Origin of the sequence: Rothia uropygioeca, from assembly GCF_004136585.1 — a bacterium.
GTDB lineage: Bacteria > Actinomycetota > Actinomycetes > Actinomycetales > Micrococcaceae > Rothia.
Genome location: NZ_NOIR01000001.1, coordinates 879,383 through 903,946, shown reverse-complemented (window position 1 = coordinate 903,946; position 24,564 = coordinate 879,383). Strand labels below are relative to the sequence as shown.

Sequence of the window (24,564 nt, the reverse complement as noted above, 5' to 3'; positions counted from 1 at the left end):
AATCCCGGTATTGATGTCTACTTTACCGTATTGAACGAGTTTTGCCGCTCGTTGGTGACGTATCGCTCACCAAGAGCGCTGGAGCACCACGAGCCCATCGTTGTCAAAGGCGATCGTGTACTCCGACCCGTAGCGAGCCTCGGCCTCAGTTGTCGGCCCCTTCGAACCGGGGCCGTTCCAGGTTCCCGACGCCTGGTCCAGGACGATGAATTCGGGGGCCGGGTCACCCTTCGTCCCTATCCACCGAACGTCGTGCCGAGGGACTAAGTACGTGAGAACCGAAAGATCGCTGGCCACGCTCGTGCCCTCGGGAACCACACGGATCGCGCGCTGTTTGGCGTCGACATTCTCCGGCAGCGGCGCCTGTGCAGTCTCGATCGTCGCGGCCAAGGGAGAATACGGCACCAGAACCAGCCCGACCACTGCGGACAGAACCGGTCCCACGGTTGCCATGCGTTCAACAGCTCGTCGGAGCACACCCCCTCGTACCGCCCTGGTCCGCAACGCGGCGTCGAAAACCGCTGCGAAGAGGATAGGCATCAGTACAAGGTTGTAATGCCATGTCGGATCCCAGTAGCCCGAATTGTTGGACAGAAATCGCCACGCCAGCGTTGGAACGCCGACCCAGACGAGCGGCGAACGAAGAAAGGCTCCGGCTCCTGTGACCACAAGGATCATCAGGGTTTGTGTTTTGACCCAAGGGTAGAACATCAGGCCGAAAGACTGCAGGGGATCGGCGACGGCACCCACAATGTCCACTTTGTCCCCGTACGCAAATTGACCGTGCGGGTTCAGCCAAGGAAGGATCACGAAAACCGCGAGCGCACTCCAAGCGAAGCCCCAGAGCATGAGCCCCATCCCCCGTCGGGCATTCCCTGTGCACAACGTCCGGATATTCACGATGCGGCCCGCCCGAACGCCGAGCCCTCTTCCGCGGGCCGATCGTGCCGTGACGAGCAGTCCGATCATAGCCGTCGAAACGCCAAGGTCCTCTTTGACGAAGACCAACGGGACGGACCACAGAACCGCCGCTCGCAACCGCCCCGTGGACAGGTAGCACAACGCCAGGCTCATCAAGGGTATTGCGAAAGATACCTCATGAAACTGCACGCGGATTCCTTCGAGTACACCGAAACTCAGCGCGAAGCCCAGCGAAAGGCACACGCCACGCAGAACGCCCAAGTGGCGCGTTCCAAACCAACCGAAAACCGCCACAGCAGTCGCCAGCAAGGCGTCTTGGACGACCATGAGGGTAAGGCCCGATGGCGACATGGCGTACAGAGGCCCCAAGAGGACAAGAATCGGGTGGAAGTGATCCCCCAGCAGGTTGAACCCGGCCCCCTTGATATCCACGATCGGGGCTGAGAAACTCGCATACTGCTTGGCCGCTTGGGCGAAAATAGCCAAGTCCCAGGACGGCGTCTGCATCCTCCCCCACTGCTGCAAGGACATGAATACATAGACAGCCAGGGAAACAGTTCCCATCAGAGCGGCGACGACCTTGGGGTGCCAACGCCCCGGTGTACGAGGCATGACTCGCGATACGGAGATTCGACGACCGACGGAGCGAACCGGCGAGGAACTACTCATCGTGGATGACCTGCAGACTGTCGTGGATTCGGATCTCTGGCGCGTCGGAACAGACCGTTTCGTCATGCGATGATGGACCGCATGTCCACCGTATATGCATCCGAACGGCGCCTGGTGCCTCAGGCACCCGCGGATCTTGCGCGGACTCTATCGGTCCTGAGGCGCGGGACGCACGATCCGACAGTCTACGTGGAATCCGCACCTGGCCGGACTCGGGTATTCATGACCGCGCGCGCCCCGGAGCACGAAGGCTCAGGCGTCGCCGCGGTCCTCGAGCAGGTCGCTACCTCGGGACTGGTGGCTTGGGCGCCGATCGACATCGTCGCGTGGGGCGAGGAGCCTCGAGAAGTCGAACAGTTCCTGGCTTCCGCCGATCGCCTCACCGGGCTCGACGACGACTGGTCGACCTTTGCCGCATCTGCCGAATTCTCACTTATTCCGCGCCACGCTCGCTCTGCGTATCGTCTCAAACCTGGTTTGCGGCTCAGCGCTACGGGGTGGGTTTTCAAACAAACGGTCACGGCCGTTTTCGAACAGAGAGTGACCGGAAGCGAAGCAATAGGCGCTTGGCAACGGCTCGTTCGCCGAAACGGTTCCGCCCCACCGCCCAGCCCACCGGGGGTCGCCTCATTGCCCGAAGGCATGTCAGTCTTCCCGACTCCCAGGAAATGGTTGTCCATTCCATCGTGGGAGTGGCGGCGGGCCGGCGTCGACGGACACCGGGCCGATGCGATACGGCGCGTCGCCGATAACGCTCCCGCCCTGATCGACCTGACCGCGACGGCAGACCCGGGGTCCGTAGCCCGCGGACTGGCAGGAATCCGCGGAGTCGGGCCATGGACCATTGCGGAAGCCATGCAAAGGTCACACGGATTGGCCGACGCCGTCAGCGTAGGTGATTACCATGTGGCGCACGGTGTCTGTTTTGCGCTGGAAGGAAAGCGGGGGGACGACACTCGCATGCTCGAGCTCCTCAAGCCGTGGGCCGGGAACCGCCAACGAGTTGTGCGGATGCTCGGGCTATCCGGCGTTAAAGAGCCCCGGCGAGGACCGAGGGTTGCCCCTCGGTCTCTCGCCGGTTGATTGAAGTCTTTGGTCACCGGGGCGCAGGCGCCCCTGAATGGTTAGGCCTGGCCGGGGTCCCCGCCGGGCTGGCTCTCCTGCTGGGCCGCTTCCTTTTCGGCTTGGGCAATCTGCTCGCGGACTTCGTCCATGTCGAGGCCTTGGACGGCCTCGATGACCTGCTCCAGCTGAGACCCGTTGAGGGCACCCGGCTGTGCAAAGACGAGCGTCTGCTCGCGGAAAGCCATGAGAGTCGGAATCGAGGTGATCCCGGCTGCAGCTGCCAGCTGCTGCTGGTCCTCGGTATCGACCTTGCCGAACACGACGTCCTCGTACTTCTCCGAAGCGGACTCGAAGACGGGGGCGAACTGCTTGCAGGGCCCACACCATTCGGCCCAGAAATCGACCAGGACGATGTCGTTGTTCCCGATCGTGTCGTTGAGATTCTCTTGCGTCAGTTCAATAGTCGCCATGGCGTAGACACTACATATTGCGCGCCAACCGGCCCAAAGACTTTCACCAATAGCTCACAGAACGGCGGGGTAGCAAAAAACCGGGTGGCGATATGCATATGAGCTTCGCCCCCGGCCGCGCGGGCGATGTGGGCGTTAAAAGCAAACAAGCCGTGAACTGACGATCGAGTTCACGGCTTGTGCGCAGCGGTGGCAGGTGAGGGATTCGAACCCCCGTAGGCAGTGCCAGCTGATTTACAGTCAGCCCCCTTTGGCCGCTCGGGTAACCTGCCGAGCATTCCCTCGATCCCAGAAGGACCGTAAGGAACCGCGCTCCCGTCAACGGGAGCGGGTTCAACAGTACCCAAAGACTCGCGAGATACACAAACCGCCTACCGTATTCCGAAGGCTTTGTGATCAACCACACTCTTGCGGTCCCGCGTCAGGGCCTCCTGCCGGCCACGGATTCGCCCCAATCTAGGCGGTCGGGGACGCGGCCTGCTCTTCCAGAAGCCGACTCTCCATGCGCGCCAGGAACTTTTCGAGTTGGTCCTGGGTGATCTCTCCTCGGGCCAGTGAAGCTTCAAGATCTTCACGAACCCCGGCGAGCCGATGAAGGAGCTCGGGATTGACGAGCCTCTGCCCAGCCTCGCCATCACTCACGACGGACCTGCGACCATGCGAGATGATGACCGAGCGGTTGGACGTTGAACGGTATGTGGTCAGATCCGAGACATACCGTTTCGTGACGTTGGCACGCGAACCACGGGGGCCGCCATTGAATCTCGAGGTGGTGTTCATGATTCCAGTCTGGGACGCATACCTGTGAGGACCACCGGAATCAGATGACGATTCGATAACGATTCAGTCCAGGTTGTCTCACAGTGCGGCATCGTCACTTTGAAGCCGTCCGAGCACGGGGCACATGTGCTTTAAGCTGGGACCGATCCCATTCCTCGACGATAGGAGTCCACCGTGGCCAGCGAATCCTCATTCGACATTGTCAGCAAGGTCGACACGCAGGAAGTGTCCAACGCTCTCAACCAGGCAGCCAAGGAGGTTTCCCAGCGATACGACTTCCGCGGAGTCGGAGCCTCCATCGATTTTTCGGGAGAAAAGATCCTGATCAAGGCGAATTCAGAAGAACGCGCCAAGGCGGTCCTCGACGTCTTCAAGTCCAAGCTCGTCAAACGCGGAATATCACTCAAGTCCCTCGACGCGGGCGAGCCGTTCGCTTCCGGCAAGGAGTACCGCATCGAATCCTCAATCAAGGAGGGTATCGCTCAGGACCAAGCGAAAAAGATCTCCAAGCTGATCCGGGACGAGGGCCCCAAAGGTGTGAAGGCGACCATTCAAGGGGACGAGCTGCGAGTTTCGTCCAAATCTCGGGACGATCTCCAAGACGTGATGGCGACCCTCAAGTCCGCGGACCTCGACGTGGATCTTCAGTTCGTGAACTACCGGTAGGTATCACCGGCATTTCGGCGTCAACGCCTCGCGTTAGTTATAACGCGGGGCGTTTCCGCCGTAACCAGCCATATTCTCGAGTCGGGCAATGCGCTTGTCCATCGGAGGGTGCGTTGAAAACAGATTCTGGGCTTGGGCCATGCGGAACGGATTGGCAATCATCATGTGAGCCGCATTGACCGTTCTCTGGTTCTCCGGGTCCATCGGGACCTGCTGAGTTCCCTGCTGAAGCTTTCGGAGCGCCGAGGCGAGCGCCAACGGGTCATCGGTCAGCTGAGCACCGTCCTGGTCGGCGTCGTATTCACGGGTCCTGCTCACCGCAAGTTGGATGATCGTCGCGGCCAAGGGCGCCAGAAGCGCCATAAGGATCGCTGCAATGGGATTTCCACCGCGTTCACGGCCGCCGAATGCCCCGCCGAAGAACATCATGATTTGGGCGACGGAGGTGATCACACCGGCTATCGCCGCCGAAATCGAAGATGTGAGGATGTCCCGGTTGTACACGTGCATGAGCTCGTGGCCCAGGACCCCTCGGAGTTCCCTCTCATTGAGCAATTGCAGGATGCCCTCAGTGCAGCACACGGCAGAATGCTCGGGATTGCGACCTGTCGCGAAAGCATTGGGCGACATGGTCGGCGCGATGAACAACTTGGGCATGGGCTGGTTCGCCTTGGATGAGAGCTCTTCGACGATCCGGTACATACCCGGCGCTTCTTCTCTCGAAACAGGGCGCGCCTGCATCGACGCGATGGCGATCTTGTCACTGTTCCAGTAACTGACAGCGGTCGCGATCAGGCCGCCGATGGCAAACAACCAGATGAAGATGCTGCTGCCACTACCTGCAGAGAGGACGGCACCGACCGCGAGCAGGACGCCGAACATCCCGCCCATGAGAAGGACGGTTTTGAGTCCATTGAAATGATTGTGCATGTTTCCGCGCATCTCCTTGCGTGGCCGTGGGTTCTGGCGCGCTGAGCCCTGGGCGCAATAATCGCCCAGGGACTCGAGATGGTTCAACTGTAAAGCACTTCGCGCCCTGAAACGACTGTGTTTTCCGAGGGCCAACCGCAGAGCTTGCCAAATCTGGACTTGGCTTGGGCACACGTGGACACGATGAATTTCCACAGGGAATTCTTATTGTGAGCGACTCAAAATAACGCTAGACTGAGGAACATGACATCGGTTCAGCCAAATACCAGCAACGCGCCCGAGGGCAGCTCCCTCGATCACTTGCGCGCCGACTGGTCCGGCGAACTCCGTTCCCACGGTCGGCGGGTTACCAAGCAACGTCTAGCGGTGTTGTCCGCAGTTCACCGGAACCAGCATTCCCCCGCGGAGGACATCGTCGAATACGTGCGGGACGAACTGCCGAATATCACCGTCCAGTCCGTGTACGTCGTTTTGGCGGACCTCACGGAGATCGAATTACTGCGGAAATTCCAGCCGCCGAGCACACCGGCACTCTACGAGACGCGAGCATCCGACAACCATCACCACGCCCTGTGCGTGGTCTGTGGCCGCGTCGAGGACGTGGACTGCGCTGTCGGCGAAGCGCCTTGCTTGGCTCCAAGCGATGCCCACGGTATGACGATCATCGCGGCCGACGTCGTCTACCGCGGAATCTGCGCCGATTGTCAGTCCGAACGGGCCGCAACCGCTGCGAACGGTCCACACTCTGCGGCAGCGGCCGCGGGTCCACATCTGTCCGGGCTCACCACTCACTGAGTCCGGCAATCACCACACAACCACGCACATTCAAAAGAAGGAGATCACAGATGACTGAGTTCGTTTCGAACCAGAGCACCACGGATCCGACGAAGCCCTCGACCACCGAGTCGGGCGCACCTCGCGAGTCCGATGCCAATTCATTGTCATTGGGCCCCAACGGCCCTCTGATGCTGCACGATGTCGCCCTCGTCGAGAAGCTCGCACGCTTTGACCGCGAGCGCGTGCCGGAACGCAGCCCCCACGCCAAGGGTTCGGGTGCTTTCGGCGAACTCGAGATCACCGAGGACATCAGCCGCTACACCAAAGCGAAGTTCCTGCAGAAGGGTGCCAAGACGCCGATGCTGGCTCGCTTCTCCACCGTGGCCGGCGAGCTCGGCTCGCCGGATACGTGGCGAGACGTCCGCGGCTTTGCGCTGAAGTTCTACACCGAAGATGGCAACTTCGACATGGTCGGCAACAACACCCCGGTGTTCTTCGTCCGCGACCCCATGAAATTCCCCGACTTCATTCACTCCCAGAAGCGCACCCCGGACTCCGGCCTGCGCAGTGCAAACATGCAGTGGGACTTCTGGAGCCTCTCCCCCGAGTCGGCCCACCAGGTCGCCTACCTCATGGGTGACCGTGGTCTGCCCCGCAGCTGGCGCAACATGAACGGCTACTCGTCCCACACCTACATGCTGGTCAACGAATCCGGCGAGAAGTTCTGGGTCAAGTACCACTTCCTCACCGAGCAGGGTGTGGAGAACATGACCAACGAAGAAGCCGAAGAGCTCGCAGGCTCCGATGGCGACTACCACCGTCGTGATCTCTTCGACGCGATCGCACGCGGCGACTACCCTTCGTGGCGAGTCGAGATTCAGATCATGCCGTACGAGGACGCCAAGACCTACCGGTTCAACCCCTTCGATCTGACCAAGATCTGGTCGCAGAAGGACTACCCGCGCATCCCCGTCGGCCGTTTCACCCTGACGCGCAACCCGCGGAACCACTTCGCGGAGATCGAGCAGGCTGCCTTCAGCCCCTCGAACACGGTTCCGGGAACCGGCGTATCCCCCGACAAGATGCTGTTGGGACGCGTGTTTTCCTACCCGGATGCACAGCGTAACCGCATCGGAACCAACTTCAATCAGTTGCCGGTCAACGCGCCTCTCGTGAGCACCAATTCGTACGACAAGGAAGGCCAGATGGAGTACCACCACAGTGGTGACGCTCCGGTCTACGCTCCGAACTCTTACGGTCGTGCATATCAGGACGAGCAGGGCCCGGTGGAGAATGGTTGGGAATCCGATGGCGAGCTCGTTCGGGCCGCCTACACTCTTCACTCGGAGGATGACGATTTCGGCCAGGCACACACCTTGGTCCGCGAGGTCTACGACGAGGGCGCACGCGAGCGCCTGATCGAGACCGTCGCCGGAATGCTCGGTGATTGCGAGGAACCGGTTCTCTCCAACGCCATCCAGTACTGGAAGAACATCGACCAGGAAGTCGGCGAGCGCATCGAGTCCGCAGTCAAGCAGAACGAGGGCGACGACGTCCCCGGCGCATAATGACGCGCTGCCTCTGAGCGTGGGCTGAACCGCCCGAAGACGAAGCGGGGCTTCCCACCATGTGGTGGGAAGCCCCGCTTTTCATGGTCACGGGCGTCGTCTCCCGGCGAAACCTAGGAGCTTTTGGTCCGCAACTTCTCCTGAAGCGCCGCGATCTCTAGCAGTTCCTTAACCTGCGCCATCGGCAAGCGTGCGCTGGGGCCGAAGGCATTGATCATGACCTCAGTCGCTCCGGATTCCACCGCCAGTCGCATGGCATCGAGGGCCGGGACCGAGCGCACCTGCAGACGAGGATCGAGGGCAGCGACTTCGGGGGCGGAAGTAAACAACAGGAACGTATGGGGGTCTTCGTCTCCCTCGGTCTGGGCGAAGACGGGACGCAAGCCCTGATCGTTCTGCCTCATCCCCAGGAGCAAGACGGATGCAGGTCCCATGAAGGAGCCGATGAGTTGCTGCATTTTCTTACCCAACAGAGCATTCTTTGCAGCATCGTTACGTGGTGTATTCATGGCCCATTCGACCTGGGGGCCTTCGATGCGGCAAGAGTCCGGGGCATTGGGTTCGACGATGATGTCCGAGAGGGTCTCGTCCGCGACGAAATTCTGCAGAACGGACACGCCCGGTTCCCTCCTGAGAACAAGGTCTTTGGCGTTCCGACCCGATCCGGAGATGACTCGGCGGGCGGTTTCCTCACGAAGATACACGGCCAGTGAACGTCTGCCGTCATTGCCGAGGACCGCTTGGACACGGACCTGGGAGCCAGGTCCGACTTGCTCGCCGTTGGGCCCCGGGACCAGATCTGACCCGGAGATGTCCAGAAGAACCTCGCCTCCCATGAGGCACCGCAGAACGTTAGCGATCGTCTGTTCCGTCGGTTTCCGTGCGAAATGGGACAAAGCACGCTCCACCTGAGGGTTCACGGCCTCACTCGGCCGTTCAGACACCGAGAATTCGTCCTCGTGGAACTGCGAAGCCACAGATGGTCTCTGTTCGTGACCAGGAGTCTCGGTGGCCGGGGCGGCCTGGTCCTCGGGCAGATAACCTCGTGTTCGCTCAACCATCCACTCCGGCAGGTTAATTCGATCACGGGGAAAAGTTTCCCAATCACTCACGAGGTCCTCGGCAGCCAGCGGCGACTCCTGGCCCCAGGTATCCGGCTCGTCGTCGAAGTTGAGGTCCGTTCCTACCTGGTATTCGGGATCCGGCCACCCCTCCGCCTGGATAATGAGGCTCGCCGACAACCAGGCACCTTGTGCCCGCGTATAGGTTGCTTCGCGGAGTTCACGCAAGATCGGGACCACTGTCGAGTCCTCGTCGACCAGACCGGTAGACCCGGTCACTTCTCGCTCTCCGCGAAGTTCAGTAATGCGAGCGAGGTAGGAGCCTGGCTCCCGACGCGAAGGCTTCAGATCGGCGATGAGTTGATCCCAACCGGGTTCGGTCGTGGTCGAAGACAGCAACCAGTGCCCCAAGCGGTTGACCGCTTCCCCGGTGCGTCGTTGCCGTTCCGCCTCAGGCAGTTCCTCCGCCGCGTGGTCGTGGGCTGTACTTGGCATGCAATGTTCCTTAGCTGGTCAAGTGCCGCGTCGCCGTCCTGTGGCGACCTTTGCTGATTCGAGCCTACACAGTCGAGTCGGACTCATGAGGCCGCGGCACTGGCGTTTACTTGCTAGCCTGTTTTCATGACGAAAACTCTGCAGGACTTGATTGACGAATCGATCTTCATCTCCACCGAATATCAGGCACGGCTCGCCGAGCTCAGCGGCAATTCCGACTGGTCGGTGGATTTCTCTGCCCCGTCATTCACTCTTGAGTCCGACCCCTCGGTATCCCTGAGTCCCTATCTGCTCGGCACCGAGTCCGAGCAGCGCGGCTCGTGGATCTGGTCCTGGCAAGAGCTGGGGCACTTCCCCGACGTCGTCGTAACCTCGGCCGTCCAGGCCCGTGAGGCCGGTGAGCATTTGGGGGTTCAGGAACTGACCACCGACGAATTGGTTCTTTCGGAAGGGCTTGCCCGCCGGCTGACTTTGGCTGCCAAGGCCGTCACCGGTGTATTCGCCCACTACCCGGCCGTTGCCGGCGGTGGCGTGCGCGCTTGGCTGCTGGTCGATGGACCAGAGCTCGAATTGCCGGAACCCACGGTCAACCGTATGGGCCGGGTCATGGCCGAAGCGCTTCAGACCAATACGGCCGTCCACCACCAGCGCGCGGTCGACTCCTACGCACGCCTTCGCGGCGCTCACATCTCGTGGGATACGGAAGCGTGCGCCGTCGTCACGGCCACCGATGGGGCCTTGCGCTTGTGGTTCGACGAGAACAAGATCTCCGGAATCGAGCCGGCCGAACCCGCCGTCGGCCAACGTGAACTGGACCGCGCGGCACAGGAAGCCGACCAGCATCGCCAAGCTCTCCGAGACGAAGCGCGTCGCGCGCTCAAGATTGCACAGCGCGAATCCGAGCAACAGCGTCAGGCTCGTGAGGAGGCGGAGGCGCAACGCGTTGCGGCCACGGAAGCCGCGGTTGCCCCAGGGGCCGAACAGCAGCCCGCAGTGTCTCTCGAGGACACGGAAGGCGTCGAACGCACGCATCCCGAAGGCCAGGACCTGCCCTTCGATCAGGAACCCCGCGAGAATGCCGAGCCGGGCCTCGTCTCGACGCACGTGGTCACGGAGGAAGAGGCTCCCGAGCCTGCCGTTTCCCCGCAAGTCAGCCAAGATGAAGCGGTCACCGATACACACCCGATTGTCGAGAAGCCCGCCGAGTCCGAGCCTTCTGAGGCACAGGATGAGCAGGATCAGCCATCGGCGCTGGAACGTCTGCGTGCCGAACAGGCGCAGAACGAAGCCGCCCGCGTAACCCCCAACGCGCCTCACGAGGCAGAAGGATCGGAACCGGCAGAGACCGGTTCGACCGCTTCCTCGGAGCTACCCTCCGCAGGCGAGGAACGCGTATCGGCCCGCAGCGACGTCGAAACCGACGAGTCCCAGGACCAGGAAGATCAGGGGACCAAGAAGAAGGGCTTCTTCAGTCGCTTCTTCGGTCTGTAGAACACATCGGGCGGTGACGAGCCGGTATCGGTTCGTCACCGTCTTCGCATGCGCCCGGTGTCGCTGAATGTCGCGGGCGACACAACTTTGGTGCTCTGCGGCACCCCTGATGAGCGGCCACAGCTAGCTAACGGTATTCGGCGTACCTCGCGGGCCTGCCTGCGGGTGACCGTAAACTGCGGCTCATGTCCGCTGATTGTCCGTGGAGGCATCGTCTGAGCCTTCCACGAGAATGGACTGGATCGCAGGGCCAACCATTGCGACGATCGATTCGTGATCAGCAGCGGCCAACGTCGGAACGCCAATGATCCGACGGCTGGTGATAATGCCGACCAGCATAGCCGAGGCCATGCCTGCTCGCATCGCCCGGTCCTGGCTGTCTCCCATCTTTGCTCCGCGTTCGAGTCGGGACTGGATGAATTCCCGCAATTGAGCCTTCGCGTGTTCGTTCACGATTGCCCCTCGGAGCATGGCCATTAGTGGTTCGGATTCCTCGGCCGGTCCTTCCCAGGCCCTGAGGTATGCGCGGACGACCCGTTCCCCAAGCTGCTCGTCCGGTCCGTCGAATGCCGTATCGAATCGGTCGAGTGCGGATGCGGGGACGTCCATGACGGCGGCGAAAAGACCATCTTTCGAACCGAAGAACTGCATCACCAGCGAGGCGTCGACCCCAGCATCGGCGGCAACGTTTCGAATGGTGGTCGAGGCGTACCCGTCATTCGCGAAGCGCGCCTTCGCAGCGGCCAGTACAGCCAGGCGCGTATTGCTGGGGCCGGAACGTCGCCCGATGCGCGGCGACTGCTCATTCTTGTGTTGGATTGCCATAACCAAAATCTATCGTGGCCCAACCTTTTTCTCAACAGGTGTTGAGTTTTTAGGGGGTCGGTCGTACGCTCAATACAACAGCGAGATCACACAGGCTTCGGCACGAAGGAGATCACGATGACCGATCAGAAGATGTACGTACCCTCCCACCCCCTTCCCGACCAGCGGACAGGTTCTCTGACGCCTTTCGATCCGGGTACTCGGACTTTCGAAGCGGGGTTCCAGATCGCTCCACAGTTCAAGCCGTTACCGGTCGACATCGTCTTGGACAAGGACGTCGCCGTACAGTTGCGCGATGGCACAACCCTCTATGTCGATGTATTCCGCCCGGTCGGCACCGAACCGGTACCCGTGATCGTCGCGTGGAGCCCGTATGGCAAAGGTCAGGGCACCTCCCCCAGCGTGACGGGCGTGTTCGGGCTGGTGGGTCTGGATAATGCGAAGGTCTCCGGGCTCGAGAAGTTCGAAGCGCCAGATCCGGCCTACTGGTGTGCCAAAGGCTATGCGATTTGCAACCCTGACATACGCGGCGTGGTGGACTCGGAAGGGGACAGCGTCATTTGGGACCGGCAGGAAGGGCGCGACTGCTATGACGTGATCGAATGGCTCGCGGAACAGGAGTGGTGCTCCGGCAGGGTCGGAATGAGCGGTACTTCCTACCTGGCTGTCTCACAATGGTTTACCGCCGCCGAGCAGCCGCCGCACCTCGTCGCGATCAACCCGTGGGAAGGTGTCAGCGATGTCTATCGCGACCTGGTGATGCGCGGTGGAATGCCTGATACCGGCTTCGCTCAGCAGCTTCAAGAAGGAAGTTTCTTTGGGAAGAATCAGAAGGAGGATCTCCTCTCCGAGGTCGAGCGCTACCCTCTGATGACCGATCTCTGGGAGAACAAGATTCCGGAGTTCGAGAAGATCACCGTACCCGCGTACGTCGTGGCCAGTTATTCTAATACTCTGCATACCGCCGGGACCTTCCGTGCGTGGCGACGGATTGCATCTGAGGAGAAGTGGCTTCGAATCCATAATGGTCAGGAATGGCCCGATTACTACGATGAAGCGAATGTCGAGGACCTGCGTCGGTTTTTCGACCATTTCCTGAAAGATGAGAACAATGGATGGGAGCAGACGCCTCGCGTGCGGTACTCCGTGCTCGATCTCGAGGGCGGAGACCAAGTCAGGATTCCTGCGCAGTCGTTCCCGCCTGAAGGCGTCGAATCGAGGAAATACTATCTCGACGGTCGTACGCGGACCTTGGCGACTGCCGCTCCGGCAGAAGCGGTCGAATCCTCATATGCGGTAGACGCGAATCCGAACGCGGTGTCCTTCATCACCCGATTCGAGAAGGAAACGACGCTGGTCGGATACCCGAAGGCTCATCTCTACGTCGAAGCTCGCGGCGCCGAGGACATGGATCTGTTCGTCCTCGTACAGAAGCTGGACCGATTCGGTACACCCCTGCAGGCGTTCACGGTTCCGAATCAGAGCGCGAGGGCCCACGATCTTACCGACCATGGCGCAACAATCCTCCGGTACAAGGGTTCCGACGGGCGACTTCGTGTATCGGCACGGCATCTCGACGAAACGCTTTCGACCGACGATGTGCCCGTGCACAGTTTCGACCGCATCGAGAAACTTTCTGCGGGCGAGGTGGTCGAGATCGAAATCGACCTGTTGCCGATCGGTCTGGCGTTCTATCCGGGCGAACAATTGCGCTTTGTCGTGAGTTCCCGGAACTTGCTCGGTACGCTGATGCCCGCGATCCGTGAGTATGTCGGCGCCAATGAAGGACAGCATGTCCTGCACACCGGTGGCAATCGCCCGTCTTACCTCCAGTTGCCTGTCCGAAACAGCTGACACACATCCAAAGTTGCCGGCACGAAGAAACTCAGCATTTCTCGTGCCGGCGACGTCAACCGACTGTAGAAAAGCAGCCGCCGAAACCCACCCGTATGCACTGGGAGCACGACCCTGATGAATTTTGACCTGCCCACAACCGCCCCGCGCCTCACCGAACCGAGGGTTCACCTCTCCGGTCAGGACAGCGACCGGAGCATTGACGAATTCGAGCGGTTCTCCGCACGGCGGGCGCTAGGGCTCATGAAACGACGGCTCGGTCGCGAGCGTCTGTTGGAGCTCCTGAGCGAAGAGATCGAGGCAGGTGAGGCATTCCTGCGAAGCCACCTTCAGCGGTCCGAGGGAGAAGAAACCACCGGAACGACGACGTTGCGCGCACACGGCATCACGGCCGCGGAGTTCGGCATCTGGCTCGCGGGCGCCTTTGCTCGCGAGGATGTCATGATCGCTGGCCACCCCGAGCACTACTCAATCCACGCCGAACCCGGCCAGAGTGTCAACATCGTAGAAACCCTTGACGAGTACGTCTGTTCGTTCTTCATGCGCCCATGGAATGACAGCGTCGTTCGTGGCCAAGAGTTGCCTGGCCTCGCCGAGGAACGTCCGGCCGAGCGCCGGTCACACATCCTCCTCGCCGACGGGACCGTGATCGGTTCGATCGCGAACGCGTTCGAGGAAGAGTCAGACGGGTTCACCGCGAGACTGTCCGTCACGCTGCCCTCGACGTGCGCGCCCGACGTGATCGAACAACATCTCGAGCACTTCGCTGTCGAGTTCCGATTCTGGATCTTGCAGGCAGCTGCCGATCTGGCCGCCTAGAAGGTTGGCCGGCAGATGTTCATATCTATCGCTGGCGCTATTGATAGCGACAAGGCCGGAACAAGGCTTTCGCCGAGGTGCGAATTCCAAAGATCACGCCTGGGGCAATCGGCCGCACCGGCACAAGGCTAGAAAGGAGAGCTTCATGAGCGCTCTGGTAAGACAACTCGAGCACGTGTGCATCACCGTGCCCAAGCTCAACACGGCGCTGGCGTTCTATCGGGACGTCTTGGGTTTCCAGTCCGTGTTCGAGACGGAAAATGAGACCGCGGATGGCCGACTGCTGGGATTTGATCAGGATGGAATAGGCATCGCTGCCCATCACATCCTCACGGTCGGCGCTGACCCGAAGATAGCCACTGCGATCAACCTGGTCGAATACACCGAACCCAAATCGGTCGTTGACGATGGCCCCTACCCTCCGATGAATCACACTGGACTGAGCCGGATGTCTTTGGTCGTAGACAGTGTGCAAGATGCGTTCACGACGATCCGGTCTTGTGAAGGTGCTGAAATCGTTTGCCCACCCCGAGAAATCTCCATTCAAGAGCCAGAGGCCACGTTCACCTCACAGTGGTTCAGTTTCAGAGATCCCTTCGGAGTGTTCATCACGATGACGGAGCCCCTCCCTACCGATTAGTTGAAAAGAAGGAGAAGACTAGTGGCACAAGAAATCAACCGACTCTTCCACGTCTGCATCGCGGTGCCTGACATCGAGAAGGCGCTCGAGTTTTATCAAGGAGTGCTCGGTCTCCAATCCGTGGGCAGCCTGAGGAACGAAAAGTCCGACGGCGCGATGCTTGGATTCCCCGGAGAGGAAATCGAAATACACGCCAACCACCTGTGCGGCAAACAAGCCGAGAACGCTACCGTCATCGACCTGATCGAGTTCGTCAACCCGACCACCGACGTCGACGAAGGTCCGTACCGACGTATGAATCAGGTCGGCATCACGCGAATAGCCTTCGACGTCGACGATGCCGATGCAATTTACGAACGCCTTCGTGCACACGGCGACATCGAGATCCTAAGCGAGCCGGCCACCGTCCAGGCTCCCACTGACGGATTCTTCCGGATCGTGACCTTCAAAGACCCCCACGGCATCGTGCTGGAAGCCATTGAACACCGTCTGGATCCCTTGATTCCAACAAATCGACAAGCGTGAATACGACGAACCTCGGCTCTCTGACAAAAGCTACAGACTACGAATGTTGAAGGGCTCTGACGTCAGACCTACTGACCGCCCTGAAAGGTGCAATTAAAATGGTTGAAAACGACAAGGCAGCAATCATTGAGGTGCTGAACCTCTACGCCCTCGCACTCGACGCACACCAATGGCACCTGTTCGACCGGGTGTTTACCGAAGACGTCAGCGCAGATTTCGGGCCTGCTGGGGCCGAATGGACCGGACTGGAGAATTTCAAGAAGTCCTTCGCTGAGTTCCATGACCGGCTCGACAGCCATCAGCACACGATGATGGGCCAGCTGGTCCATGTGAAAGGTGACATGGCCTACGCGTTCAGCTACGGGAACTGGCTCCTCATTCGAGCTGACGCCGAGGGAGGCCCAAGCTGGGTGGGCAATGGTTGGTACGACGACGTGTTGGTCCGTACTTCAAGGGGGTGGCGTATTCAGAAGCGCGTTTGTCGACTGTTGGACTGGACGGGAAATCCTGCCGTCCCGGAGCCGCACAAGGAACACCAACCGGATATGGACACCAATTCCCTTCACCAGTTCGCGGAGGCGAAGCAGGTCAGCTTCCTGGAAGCTCTCGACGAGAGATAGACAAGCATGTTTCGCCACGGACCGGTTCTTCCGACCACGGTGAAGCGCGCGTGACCGGAGATACGAGAAGGACCGGTTCTAGACAGATGCAAGCTCTCGGGAGCACGCATCTGGTACGGAAACAGCCTCCCGCGTGACCTCTGGCGACGCCACAGGACCGGGTGCGATCTGTAGTACGCCCGAACCTGTTCCGGTTCCGTGTCTAGGATGTGATGGCCGCTGCCGGCATGAGGTTCGATTCCCGTGCGCCCTGCAATGCTTACCGCGGAACGGTATAGATGGCACCGGTCGTGACGTCTTCTTCAAGTTCCTCGAGGGAACGCCCACGGGTCTCGGGCACAAATTTCAGGACGAAAAGGAAAGAGAGCACGTTCGCGATCGCGAAGAGAATGAACAGGCCCATGCCCAGGGTTCCGACAATCGACGGTACAAGCAGAGCAAGAGTGCCGTTGGCCACCCATAGGACGAATACCGAGATGCCCATACCGATTCCTCGCATGTGCAGGGGGAAGACTTCAGAGAGATAGACCCACACTGCGATGTTCAAGAACAGCTGAATCGAACCGATCAACACCACGATGAGGGCAAGAAAGACCCAAGGGCGCGCCACGTTACCGACGGGCAGGAGCGTCATGGCGATTGCGATGAGCACGTGGGACAGGGCGGTCAGGCCAGTTCCGTAGAGGAAATTGGTGCGGCGGTTGATTCGGTCCATCAAGGAGAGCGCGATGGCTCCGCCAATGACCGCGATCACTCCGGGAGCGATATTGACCCAGCCGAGCATCGACTCGCTAAAGCCCGATTCCGCAAGGAGTCGCTGACCGTAATACATGATCGCGTTCACGCCCGAGAACTGTTGGATAACGCCCAACACACAACCGATGATCAGGATGAGGACGAGGTTCTTGTTGGATAGCACGGCCTTGAGGCCGAGCTGCTGGGTGTGCTCCTCCTCCGTGGTGACCTCTTTGACCGTGACAATCTCCGCCTCAGCACGTTCCTTGGGGCGAGCCGTCTTCAGTACCGCGAGAGCTTCGTCGTTGCGATCCTTCTCAATAAGCCAGCGGGGAGATTCGGGCATACGGAGCATACCGAAGAACAGGACGATGGCGGGCAGGGCACAAATGGAGAACATAACGCGCCAGATGCCGTCGATGTGCCCCAAGGTGGCAGCGAGGATGGCGTTGACGACGAAGGCGGCGAGCTGGCCAATGACGATCATGAGTTCATTGCGTCCTGCCAGTGACCCTCGGATCTCGAAAGGCGCCATCTCCGCCAGGAAGACGGGGACTACCGTCGATGCGCCTCCGACCGCCAGCCCGAGCATAATGCGCCCGATAACGAGGACTGCATAACCCGGAGAGAAGACAACCGTCAGTGTGCCGAGGAAGAAGAGTACGGCGAGGGCGATGATGGTCGGACGCCGTCCAATCCGATCTGAGAGCCTACCTCCGATCATCGCCCCGAAGGCAGCCGCGAAGACGAGGGAGCTGAGAACCACGCCGACCTCCAGGTCGGTCAGGCCCAATTCCGTCTGCATCGGGCGCTCTGCTCCGTTGGAGACGCCGGTGTCATATCCGAAGAGCAGGCCCCCGAAGGTGGCGACGAGGGCGACGAGGCCGAGTCGCTTTTTGTGCGGACCGGCAGTAATCGGAGGCAAGGGCGTGGTGTTATTCGCAGATGAGGCTGACATATACACTCCTCAGGTCATATCACCCCACATCGGAGTGATTTAGTTAGTAATCGGATTCTGATATTTGAATGATGGAATTTTTTGTTTAAATAACCCATTCTGAGTGATTTCAGTTGGATACAGCTCTATTTTTCCGCGTGGCCGGACATTGCTATCAATAACGGCAGGACGCTAAAACCTTGGGTGATGCTCGGTCGTAGTGCATTGTGAATCAGAATTGTGCGGGGCCTGACCTTCGGCATCTGAGGTCTGAGCGGCCAACCAGCCCCCGAGGTGCTTCAGCAAAGATGTTCCCTCCTCAATCTTCGCCTCGCGCGGGTCCGGTCCGAAGACACCCCAGAGTGGTTGGCTCTGCTCGTGACGGTATTCGCCGTAGGGATCGACTCCCGGGCCTTCTGTGCTTGGGACCCCACCGGCCGGAAGTCGCTCCAGATGTACAAGCTCCGGCGCAATTCCAGCCAGAAGTGTCGTCTCGAACCGTCCCGCGTGGTCTGGCGGCAAGGGGGCCGTGTCACATCTGTTGACTGCCGTACCCACCAGCCGGAGGGAACCCGAAGCACGGTCGCGCCATACGCTCGTCACATCGTCGACCATGTCCAGTTGCTCGGGGGCGAAATGTCCGCTGAAGACGACGGCGGTCTCGACGCCCAATTCCTCCAGGCGCACGAGCGTCTGTAGCAGGTGCCTCGAGATTCCGTCCCCGTCAGACATCATGATTGTCCAGGGATAATCGCGATGCCCACCTCCGAAGCCCTGAAATATCGGTGGGAGGACGATCCCTCCGGTGGTCCGGGCAGCTTCGAGACATACGCCGTGTGCGGTGAGGGCGTCCAGCCCGATGGGCAGGTGCGGACCGTGGAACTCCAATGTCCCCAGGGGGATGTAAGCGGTCGGCGCCGCATCGATCAGCGTCTGGACCTCTTGATAGCTGAGGAATTCTGCGCGTGCGTATCGAGGCCGGCTCATGTGTAGTAGTTCCTGATCCATCCGTGCTTGGCCAACTTCAGACGCAGTTCTTCGGGGAAAGGCTTACCGTCGGAATAACTGATGTTTCGCCGAATGTTCCGGGAGCTGCTCATCCCGGCGATGACGGTGGAGACCTCCGGTGAGGAAAGGACGTATTTGATAGCAGCTTCCGCCAGGCTCGAGTAGTAGGGCCTGACCACTTCTTTTAGTGCCTCAACGCGTTGAAGTGTCTCAGCGAATCGCTCTCCCCGGAACATCTCTTTCTGCTGCGAGCCTTCTTCCCAGGAGTCATAGGTCTGGGGAGTCCAGAGCCCGGAAAGTGAGCCCGAATCGAAAGCCACGCGGTCGATGATTGCTGTATCCGTGGTAGCTGCTGCGGGAAATAATTCCTGAGCAGGACGTTGCTCGAACATATTGAAAATGACCTGGATCGAATCGACCAGACCGAGTTCGGCCAGCTGTAGCCCTTCGTCAGGCCGGTAATCGCGAATGGAGACGCCGATCTTGTCGATTTTCCCTTCAGCACGCAGCTCGTTAAGGGTTTCCATCCAATCAAGTTCGCCGATACCGGATCGTAACCAGCAGTGGAGTTGGAGCAGATCGAGTCTCTCGACGCCGAGTCGATTCAGCGAATCCTCGACGCTTTCACGCAGGTACCAAGCGGGATAGCGTCCGCGCATTTGAGGGTCGTCATGATCGGGCGCGGGCCACTGGATCGGCTGAACCTTGGTGGCCACATAGATCTTCTCTGTCCCCCACTGACGCAGGGACTCGCCGATGATCTTCTCACTATGGCCGGATCCGTAGAGCTCTGCCGTATCTACGAAGTTGATTCCTCGTTCATAGGCTTCGAGGAGGGCATCGACGGATTCTTCGTCGTCGACGTTTCCCCATTGACCGCCTAGCTGCCACCCTCCGAAGGAGATCTCGCTGACCTTCCAACCGGTGCGGCCAAAGTTACGGTACTGCATATATCCCTTTCGATAGTCGTTCTGTGCCGAATTCCGCCGGATGCCCCCGAGGGACAATTGTTAGAGGGCGCAAAGGATCCCCCGGGCGATAAATGTCCCCCAGGACGAACGCGCCGTCGTCCGTGAGAGTGACTTTCTCGAAGACCAAGCGCTCGCCGGGGCCTTCTCGGCCGTTTGATAACGTGGCGATGCAGCATTCTGCGCCATTCACGTGTGCGCAGACTTCCTGATTGCGATGGATCCTGAAGTCTTCGAACATGACGCTCAGCATTCCGCGGTGTCCCCCGAACCGAACGAAGCCGGTGCAGTGGATATCGCCGGTAGGCTGCAGTATCCCGGGGAACAGGAAGGCGTGGTCCTCGGAACGCTGAGCGCCATCACCGACCTGCACTCGCCCATCCGGTAAGGCTTCGACATAGGACACGAAGCTGCTCCGTATACCCCACTCGATGACGACGTTCCGTGACGTATTCATGATGTGAAGACAACCGGAAGCTTGCCGAATCCCCGGACAAGCTGCTTTTTCCAACGCTCGGGGGTTCCGGTCACCCGAATTCCAGGACCATTGACCAGCTCCTCGATGAGAATGCGGGCAGCCAAACGGGCGAATGGCGCCCCCATGCACGCGTGAATTCCGTCGCCGAAGGACATGATCCGGTTGGCCGGTGTGAAAATCCTGGTCAGGTCGAAAGCATCAGGGTTCGGGTAGACTCTCTCATCCCTGTTGGCCGACCCTTGCAGGAACATCACCCGGGAATCTTTGGGGATAGTCGTTCCCGCGAATTCGAGATCTTCATTCGTCTGGCGCGACAGATTCTGGCCTGGGGTCTCGTAACGCAGCGACTCCTCGACGAACTGAGGAATCATCGATGGGTTTTCCTTGAGGAACGGTTGCAGTGCCGGGAAGCGGTCCAGGATGGCAATGCAGTTGGTCATCAACGAGGCCGGTGCGTCGCTGGCAGCCGAGAGGACCAGGTGAGCCAGACCCTCCTGTTCCTCAGGGAGTACCTTTCCGGCGTGCACTGCATGCAGGATCTGCGTGAAGGCGTCCGAGCCCTTGCTGCTCGCACCGGACTCGGCCTGTTCTCGCCGGGCGGCAAATCGGTCGGAGAGTATCTGTTCGGTTTCCCGGTTCGCTGCCGCTGCATCGGCCGGGACCCCGTACTCTCCCACGATGCGGACCATGGCCCGCTCGAGGTGGTGGGTGAATACTTCGTTGTCTTCCTGGGGAGCTCCTAACAGCGTGATGCCCATGCCGATGCCCATTGGTATCGCGACATCCGTGGCGAAGTCTCCGCCTCCTCCATCCCATATTTTTCGCAATAGCTCGCGGACATAGGCACGGACGTCGTCTTCTTTCTCGAGAATGGCCCTGGCAGAGAAAGTCCGGCGAATCGCCGCCCGGAGCGCTGTGTGGCGCGGTGGATCGAGGGTGACGAGCATACCTTCGCCGTATGAATCGTGGGTCCCGTCAATGTCGTTGCCGAAACGGTTGGAAAGCCTCTCGTGGTCACCGAGCCCGGCTCGCACATCGGCATACCGGGAGACCACGTACAGGTCTCGTTCTTGGTTGTAGTAGACGGGTGCGTCGTCTCGGAGTCTCTTGAAGAGGTCGTACGGATAGTCGTAGTCCGCATAGGAAAGAGGGTCGTAGTGGACTGTCAGGTCCGGAGGAATATCGACTTTTTGATCGGCGTGGGCTGTCGTTGTAATACTCATATCAGGCCACCGCCTTCAGATTGATCTCCTCCAGAACTTCCTGCGCCCACGTCAGAGCCTCCTCATTCGGCAAGGACCCATCGCCTGCATCGTGGCGGCCATAAGTGCCGATCCGCGTTGCGCCCAAGGCGGTGAGGCGTTTGTCGATATGCTCACTGCCTTGGCTATAGGTATCCTCGTATGTGCTGTCGCCCAGGCCGAACATCGCATAATTCATTCCCGCAAGTTCAGGACGTTCGGCGTCGAGCAATTCGGCAAAGGGAACCGCGCTGGAGGGAAGGCCGCCTTCACCATGGGTGGAGCAGACCACCATGCAAAGAGTCTCAAGGGCGAGATCTTCAAGACCAGCGTCGGTCATGTCGATGGCCCGGATATCCACCTGATCGGAAAACTCGTCCACGATGTCGTCGGCCACCGTCTCAGCATTCCCTGACTCAGTTCCATAGAGAACTAGTACATTCATGACAATCTCCTTCATCCGTTGATCGCTGTGGTGTTGTTGATGCTTTGTGCGTTGGAGCGCTCTTGGTCCTCGACGATCGAGTCCACGACCATGCGGGCATCTGCACGGTTGTCGGGGATAGTCCCAATAGGTCCACGGCGATACCATCCGACGCAATAGATTCCGTCGGCGAGTTTCCCCCGGGAGATATCGGAAGCAGCAGTTTCGAGTGTCCTACGGCTCAGAACGTCGTCGGCGATTTCGGTGAACCCCACCGCGGTGCACACAGAATCGGCTTCCAGGCTCAATCTCTCCGGGGTCCCCGCGGTTCTCCGAAAAACTGCCTCGCTCACCCTGTTTTCTCCCTCCAGGTGATCCGGAGTCCAGCCGAAATGTAGATTGACGTGCCGGGACGCGCTAGAGGGGGATCCCTTGATCAAGTCCGCAATGGCTTCGGTCTTCTCGCCAGCGGTTTCCTCATCGGCCGACGAGAAATTCGAAAGATCGCACCCGAAGCCGACATCGGGCATTTTCCCTAGCTCACGGATCATGGTGGTATCGAATTTCGCCCGAGATACCGCAGATCTACCTACGACGTCGATGGATGTGATCTTTTCCACATCGAGTGCGGTGATGACGTCAGCGGGGACTCCGAGCTGGGCGAGCCTCACGGGCGGAGTAATGAGGAGTCGCACCAGATCGACGGCCACATTGCCGTTCCCGACCACCACAACATGCCGGCCCAGGCGTACATCGTCCGTCCGGCGCTCAGGATGCCCGTTGATCATGCGCGTGATAGTCCCTGCCCCGTAGACGCCTTCGTGACTCGGCGCTCCATCCGCGCGGTGAAAACCATCGATCTTGCGGTCGGCCCAGAGCCCAGTGGCCAGGACGACGACATCGTATTCAACGGTCAACTCTTCGAGGGAGATGTCACGTCCGACCTCCACGCTCCCCTGAAACCCCACTCGTTCTTTGGTGAAAAGCCGTTCGAACTGATGAGAGATCGCCTTGGTACCCAGATGGTCGGGGGCGACCCCGTAACGAATCAACCCATATGGAGAATTCAGCCTATCGAGCATATCTATCTCGGCTTCACGCCATTTCTTGCGCAAGAATTGGGCGGTATAGCAACCCGACGGACCGCTTCCCACAATAACGATCCGCGGCTGTTGAATAGCCGCCTTTATCTCTTGATTGGGTGATTCCACCACTATTCTCGCAACCTCCTCAAGAGCCGGAATGCGACGGTTTGAAAACCGTTCAGTGGACAAAAATGTATCTCACGACATACGCATATTGTGCCCTAGCACATAATTCGGACCGGTTCACCTAGAAAGTTAGACCGGTGAGGTCGGTAGTTGTACAACATTCCATACAGCTCAGAACCCCGATGAAGAGGGGCGACGATCGCCTTATGCCTCAGACCGCATGATCCGGCTGGAGGGCCGCTCGCTCCAGCCGTTGTGCGTCAACCAGGAGCGAAGGTGCCCCAGCGGAGAGGCGACCGCCAGGACGAGGATCGGGGGGCTGGCAGGAGCGGAAAGGGATATTGTCAGAACATGGATTCATTCAGCATCGACCCGGAGTCGCCTCTAAGCACATGGGGACAAGTGCAAAGAGATCTACAGAGGCGTATCGAAGCGGAAGAATTTCAACCGGGTGACCGCCTGCCTTCAGAAACTGACCTGGCTGCCTACTACGGGGTAAGCCGAATGACGGTCCATCGTGCCGTTCAGTCCCTAGCCCGGCTGGGGGTTCTGGAGTCCAAGCGCGGGTCAGGAATATACGTGGCGTCGAGGCTCGATCAGGCCCGCTACGATGTCAATCTGCTGCGCCCTTGGAGGGAGCAACTTCTCGCGGGCGGGCATGTGGCCAGGTCTCGTTTGCTGGAGCGTTCGCGGGAATGCCAGGTCCACGACAGTCTCGCGTATCTCGTCGAGAACGACAGTGTCGAACAATTCACCTTCGGTCTCCATCTGCAAGAGGTGGACGGCACGCCGATCGCCATCACAAACTCTTGGGTTCCGTCCCGCGAACAAGAGATCGTGGTGGAACAGCCGGCATCCGCTCTCGCGATAGCGGTGGGCACTATACAAATTTCCTACGCCACGCGCAGCCAAGCGCATCTATTAGGGATTCCCCGGGACACTGCCCTGCTTGCCCTCGTCACATGCAGCAGGTTGAGAGAGACCGGGGAACTCATCGAACTGGCCAGGACCAGCTGGGTCGCCAACAGAGTTCGATTGAAATACGGTCGATCACTGACAGTAGGTCAGATCGACATGTCAGAACTACTCAGATTTCCCCAGGCCGGTGAAACAGCACCCACTCGCAAACGGCCACGTCCGTGACTGGCGCCAAAACGCATCCTGCCTTTGCCGTATGTGAGCGTCCAGCTGCTCAGCGGCTTTCCGGCGAGCCGCTTAAGGTCGGTTCCGTGCCAGGCTTTCTGTTGAGGAACTCTCCGGTCCCAGCGCCGACGCGGTCGTTGAAAATAAGTCCCTTCGACACCATGGCCGAGGCCCTGAACATGATTCCAGGGGCCCTTCTCATCGGGCACCGAAAACAGCGCAATTCACAACAATTAGTAATGC

At 59.8% G+C, this 24,564-nt stretch carries 25 protein-coding genes and 1 tRNA gene; 12 read left to right on the top strand and 14 right to left on the bottom strand.

The window, feature by feature from the left end; genetic code table 11:
- Positions 1 to 66: 66 nt before the first annotated feature.
- The gene (locus tag EWR20_RS04010) at positions 67 to 1,533 is read right to left on the bottom strand and encodes a DUF2079 domain-containing protein (RefSeq protein WP_165000946.1); all 1,467 of its coding nucleotides are present in this window, start codon (positions 1,531 to 1,533) and stop codon (positions 67 to 69) included.
- Here EWR20_RS04010 and EWR20_RS13025 point away from each other — a divergent pair.
- Together EWR20_RS13025 and EWR20_RS04005 are read left to right on the top strand one after the other, a co-directional pair.
- The gene (locus tag EWR20_RS13025) at positions 1,532 to 1,663 is read left to right on the top strand and encodes a hypothetical protein (protein WP_255411238.1); all 132 of its coding nucleotides are present in this window, start codon (positions 1,532 to 1,534) and stop codon (positions 1,661 to 1,663) included. The genes EWR20_RS04010 and EWR20_RS13025 overlap by 2 nt on opposite strands.
- Before the next feature lie 8 nt (positions 1,664 to 1,671).
- The gene (locus EWR20_RS04005) at positions 1,672 to 2,673 is read left to right on the top strand and encodes a DNA-3-methyladenine glycosylase family protein (RefSeq protein ID WP_129359209.1); all 1,002 of its coding nucleotides are present in this window, start codon (positions 1,672 to 1,674) and stop codon (positions 2,671 to 2,673) included.
- A 41-nt stretch (positions 2,674 to 2,714) separates the two neighbouring features.
- Here the strand turns inward: EWR20_RS04005 and trxA are convergent, their stop codons facing one another.
- From trxA to EWR20_RS03990, 3 genes are all read right to left on the bottom strand, one after another.
- The gene (gene trxA / locus EWR20_RS04000; protein WP_129359207.1) at positions 2,715 to 3,125 is read right to left on the bottom strand and encodes a thioredoxin; all 411 of its coding nucleotides are present in this window, start codon (positions 3,123 to 3,125) and stop codon (positions 2,715 to 2,717) included.
- 190 nt (positions 3,126 to 3,315) lie between these two features.
- Positions 3,316 to 3,397: transfer RNA gene (locus EWR20_RS03995), tRNA-Tyr, on the bottom strand.
- Between the two features lie 184 nt (positions 3,398 to 3,581).
- Complete coding sequence (locus tag EWR20_RS03990; RefSeq protein ID WP_129359205.1) at positions 3,582 to 3,905, bottom strand: hypothetical protein; 324 nt, start codon at positions 3,903 to 3,905, stop codon at positions 3,582 to 3,584.
- 174 nt (positions 3,906 to 4,079) lie between these two features.
- On the opposite strand from EWR20_RS03990, the gene EWR20_RS03985 reads away from it, so the two are divergent.
- The gene (locus EWR20_RS03985; RefSeq protein ID WP_129359203.1) at positions 4,080 to 4,571 is read left to right on the top strand and encodes a YajQ family cyclic di-GMP-binding protein; all 492 of its coding nucleotides are present in this window, start codon (positions 4,080 to 4,082) and stop codon (positions 4,569 to 4,571) included.
- Positions 4,572 to 4,604: 33 nt separating this feature from the next.
- Here the strand turns inward: EWR20_RS03985 and htpX are convergent, their stop codons facing one another.
- Positions 4,605 to 5,501 carry a zinc metalloprotease HtpX gene (gene htpX, locus EWR20_RS03980; protein ID WP_129359201.1) on the bottom strand — a complete coding sequence of 299 codons (897 nt, stop codon included), beginning with the start codon at positions 5,499 to 5,501 and terminating at the stop codon, positions 4,605 to 4,607.
- A 243-nt stretch (positions 5,502 to 5,744) separates the two neighbouring features.
- On the opposite strand from htpX, the gene EWR20_RS03975 reads away from it, so the two are divergent.
- A complete protein-coding gene (locus tag EWR20_RS03975; protein ID WP_129359199.1) occupies positions 5,745 to 6,296 on the top strand; it encodes a Fur family transcriptional regulator in 552 nt (183 codons plus the stop codon).
- Positions 6,297 to 6,346: 50 nt separating this feature from the next.
- A complete protein-coding gene (locus EWR20_RS03970; RefSeq protein WP_129359197.1) occupies positions 6,347 to 7,846 on the top strand; it encodes a catalase in 1,500 nt (499 codons plus the stop codon).
- A 113-nt stretch (positions 7,847 to 7,959) separates the two neighbouring features.
- Here EWR20_RS03970 and EWR20_RS03965 read toward each other — a convergent pair whose 3' ends face one another.
- Positions 7,960 to 9,402 (bottom strand): SseB family protein, encoded by a 1,443-nt coding sequence (locus tag EWR20_RS03965; protein WP_129359195.1) that lies wholly within the window; start codon positions 9,400 to 9,402, stop codon positions 7,960 to 7,962.
- A gap of 126 nt (positions 9,403 to 9,528) precedes the next feature.
- Between EWR20_RS03965 and EWR20_RS03960 the strand changes: the two genes are divergently transcribed.
- Entirely contained in the window at positions 9,529 to 10,893 is a 1,365-nt protein-coding gene (locus EWR20_RS03960; protein WP_129359193.1) for a DUF6882 domain-containing protein, read from the top strand.
- Between the two features lie 183 nt (positions 10,894 to 11,076).
- Here EWR20_RS03960 and EWR20_RS03955 read toward each other — a convergent pair whose 3' ends face one another.
- Positions 11,077 to 11,718, bottom strand: a complete 642-nt coding sequence (locus EWR20_RS03955; protein WP_129359190.1) for a TetR/AcrR family transcriptional regulator — start codon at positions 11,716 to 11,718, stop codon at positions 11,077 to 11,079.
- A gap of 117 nt (positions 11,719 to 11,835) precedes the next feature.
- Between EWR20_RS03955 and EWR20_RS03950 the strand changes: the two genes are divergently transcribed.
- The 5 genes from EWR20_RS03950 (at position 11,836) to EWR20_RS03930 (ending at position 16,176) form a co-directional block, all read left to right on the top strand.
- Positions 11,836 to 13,572 carry a CocE/NonD family hydrolase gene (locus tag EWR20_RS03950; protein WP_129359188.1) on the top strand — a complete coding sequence of 579 codons (1,737 nt, stop codon included), beginning with the start codon at positions 11,836 to 11,838 and terminating at the stop codon, positions 13,570 to 13,572.
- 117 nt (positions 13,573 to 13,689) lie between these two features.
- Positions 13,690 to 14,391 (top strand): hypothetical protein, encoded by a 702-nt coding sequence (locus tag EWR20_RS03945; protein ID WP_129359186.1) that lies wholly within the window; start codon positions 13,690 to 13,692, stop codon positions 14,389 to 14,391.
- Positions 14,392 to 14,536: 145 nt separating this feature from the next.
- Positions 14,537 to 15,031 carry a VOC family protein gene (locus EWR20_RS03940; RefSeq protein WP_129359184.1) on the top strand — a complete coding sequence of 165 codons (495 nt, stop codon included), beginning with the start codon at positions 14,537 to 14,539 and terminating at the stop codon, positions 15,029 to 15,031.
- Between the two features lie 21 nt (positions 15,032 to 15,052).
- Positions 15,053 to 15,556 (top strand): VOC family protein, encoded by a 504-nt coding sequence (locus tag EWR20_RS03935; protein ID WP_129359182.1) that lies wholly within the window; start codon positions 15,053 to 15,055, stop codon positions 15,554 to 15,556.
- Positions 15,557 to 15,654: 98 nt separating this feature from the next.
- Entirely contained in the window at positions 15,655 to 16,176 is a 522-nt protein-coding gene (locus EWR20_RS03930; RefSeq protein WP_129359180.1) for a nuclear transport factor 2 family protein, read from the top strand.
- A 259-nt stretch (positions 16,177 to 16,435) separates the two neighbouring features.
- Here EWR20_RS03930 and EWR20_RS03925 read toward each other — a convergent pair whose 3' ends face one another.
- From EWR20_RS03925 to EWR20_RS03895, 7 genes are all read right to left on the bottom strand, one after another.
- Positions 16,436 to 17,869: a sugar porter family MFS transporter gene (locus EWR20_RS03925; protein WP_129359178.1), complete on the bottom strand. Its 1,434-nt coding sequence runs from the start codon at positions 17,867 to 17,869 to the stop codon at positions 16,436 to 16,438.
- 171 nt (positions 17,870 to 18,040) lie between these two features.
- On the bottom strand, positions 18,041 to 18,835 hold the full coding sequence (locus EWR20_RS03920; RefSeq protein ID WP_129359176.1) for a creatininase family protein: 795 nt from the start codon (positions 18,833 to 18,835) through the stop codon (positions 18,041 to 18,043).
- Positions 18,832 to 19,806 (bottom strand): aldo/keto reductase, encoded by a 975-nt coding sequence (locus EWR20_RS03915; protein WP_129359174.1) that lies wholly within the window; start codon positions 19,804 to 19,806, stop codon positions 18,832 to 18,834. The genes EWR20_RS03920 and EWR20_RS03915 overlap by 4 nt, the downstream gene beginning before the upstream one ends.
- Positions 19,793 to 20,281: an HtaA domain-containing protein gene (locus tag EWR20_RS13110; RefSeq protein WP_129359172.1), complete on the bottom strand. Its 489-nt coding sequence runs from the start codon at positions 20,279 to 20,281 to the stop codon at positions 19,793 to 19,795. Before EWR20_RS13110 ends, EWR20_RS03915 begins: the two co-directional genes overlap by 14 nt.
- Positions 20,278 to 21,525 (bottom strand): cytochrome P450, encoded by a 1,248-nt coding sequence (locus EWR20_RS03905; protein ID WP_129359170.1) that lies wholly within the window; start codon positions 21,523 to 21,525, stop codon positions 20,278 to 20,280. The genes EWR20_RS13110 and EWR20_RS03905 overlap by 4 nt, the downstream gene beginning before the upstream one ends.
- A 1-nt stretch (position 21,526) precedes the next feature.
- A complete protein-coding gene (locus EWR20_RS03900) occupies positions 21,527 to 21,988 on the bottom strand; it encodes a flavodoxin domain-containing protein (RefSeq protein WP_129359435.1) in 462 nt (153 codons plus the stop codon).
- Between the two features lie 11 nt (positions 21,989 to 21,999).
- Entirely contained in the window at positions 22,000 to 23,181 is a 1,182-nt protein-coding gene (locus EWR20_RS03895; RefSeq protein ID WP_165000945.1) for an FAD-dependent oxidoreductase, read from the bottom strand.
- A 348-nt stretch (positions 23,182 to 23,529) separates the two neighbouring features.
- Between EWR20_RS03895 and EWR20_RS03890 the strand changes: the two genes are divergently transcribed.
- On the top strand, positions 23,530 to 24,321 hold the full coding sequence (locus tag EWR20_RS03890) for a GntR family transcriptional regulator (protein ID WP_129359166.1): 792 nt from the start codon (positions 23,530 to 23,532) through the stop codon (positions 24,319 to 24,321).
- Positions 24,322 to 24,564: the final 243 nt, after the last annotated feature.

What these genes read in the sequence shown, in the direction of transcription:
- EWR20_RS03925 (WP_129359178.1), bottom strand. Translation starts at nt 17,869, where the DNA reads ATGTCAGCCTCATCTGCGAATAACACCACGCCCTTGCCTCCGATTACT.
- EWR20_RS03990 (WP_129359205.1), bottom strand. Translation starts at nt 3,905, where the DNA reads ATGAACACCACCTCGAGATTCAATGGCGGCCCCCGTGGTTCGCGTGCC.
- EWR20_RS03975 (WP_129359199.1), top strand. Translation starts at nt 5,745, where the DNA reads ATGACATCGGTTCAGCCAAATACCAGCAACGCGCCCGAGGGCAGCTCC.
- htpX (WP_129359201.1), bottom strand. Translation starts at nt 5,501, where the DNA reads ATGCACAATCATTTCAATGGACTCAAAACCGTCCTTCTCATGGGCGGG.
- EWR20_RS03950 (WP_129359188.1), top strand. Translation starts at nt 11,836, where the DNA reads ATGACCGATCAGAAGATGTACGTACCCTCCCACCCCCTTCCCGACCAG.
- EWR20_RS03900 (WP_129359435.1), bottom strand. Translation starts at nt 21,988, where the DNA reads ATGAATGTACTAGTTCTCTATGGAACTGAGTCAGGGAATGCTGAGACG.
- EWR20_RS03890 (WP_129359166.1), top strand. Translation starts at nt 23,530, where the DNA reads ATGGATTCATTCAGCATCGACCCGGAGTCGCCTCTAAGCACATGGGGA.
- trxA (WP_129359207.1), bottom strand. Translation starts at nt 3,125, where the DNA reads ATGGCGACTATTGAACTGACGCAAGAGAATCTCAACGACACGATCGGG.
- EWR20_RS03905 (WP_129359170.1), bottom strand. Translation starts at nt 21,525, where the DNA reads ATGAGTATTACAACGACAGCCCACGCCGATCAAAAAGTCGATATTCCT.
- EWR20_RS03930 (WP_129359180.1), top strand. Translation starts at nt 15,655, where the DNA reads ATGGTTGAAAACGACAAGGCAGCAATCATTGAGGTGCTGAACCTCTAC.
- EWR20_RS13025 (WP_255411238.1), top strand. Translation starts at nt 1,532, where the DNA reads ATGACTCGCGATACGGAGATTCGACGACCGACGGAGCGAACCGGCGAG.
- EWR20_RS03955 (WP_129359190.1), bottom strand. Translation starts at nt 11,718, where the DNA reads ATGGCAATCCAACACAAGAATGAGCAGTCGCCGCGCATCGGGCGACGT.
- EWR20_RS13110 (WP_129359172.1), bottom strand. Translation starts at nt 20,281, where the DNA reads ATGAATACGTCACGGAACGTCGTCATCGAGTGGGGTATACGGAGCAGC.
- EWR20_RS03915 (WP_129359174.1), bottom strand. Translation starts at nt 19,806, where the DNA reads ATGCAGTACCGTAACTTTGGCCGCACCGGTTGGAAGGTCAGCGAGATC.
- EWR20_RS03960 (WP_129359193.1), top strand. Translation starts at nt 9,529, where the DNA reads ATGACGAAAACTCTGCAGGACTTGATTGACGAATCGATCTTCATCTCC.
- EWR20_RS03940 (WP_129359184.1), top strand. Translation starts at nt 14,537, where the DNA reads ATGAGCGCTCTGGTAAGACAACTCGAGCACGTGTGCATCACCGTGCCC.
- EWR20_RS03970 (WP_129359197.1), top strand. Translation starts at nt 6,347, where the DNA reads ATGACTGAGTTCGTTTCGAACCAGAGCACCACGGATCCGACGAAGCCC.
- EWR20_RS04005 (WP_129359209.1), top strand. Translation starts at nt 1,672, where the DNA reads ATGTCCACCGTATATGCATCCGAACGGCGCCTGGTGCCTCAGGCACCC.
- EWR20_RS04010 (WP_165000946.1), bottom strand. Translation starts at nt 1,533, where the DNA reads ATGCCTCGTACACCGGGGCGTTGGCACCCCAAGGTCGTCGCCGCTCTG.
- EWR20_RS03965 (WP_129359195.1), bottom strand. Translation starts at nt 9,402, where the DNA reads ATGCCAAGTACAGCCCACGACCACGCGGCGGAGGAACTGCCTGAGGCG.
- EWR20_RS03920 (WP_129359176.1), bottom strand. Translation starts at nt 18,835, where the DNA reads ATGAGCCGGCCTCGATACGCACGCGCAGAATTCCTCAGCTATCAAGAG.
- EWR20_RS03945 (WP_129359186.1), top strand. Translation starts at nt 13,690, where the DNA reads ATGAATTTTGACCTGCCCACAACCGCCCCGCGCCTCACCGAACCGAGG.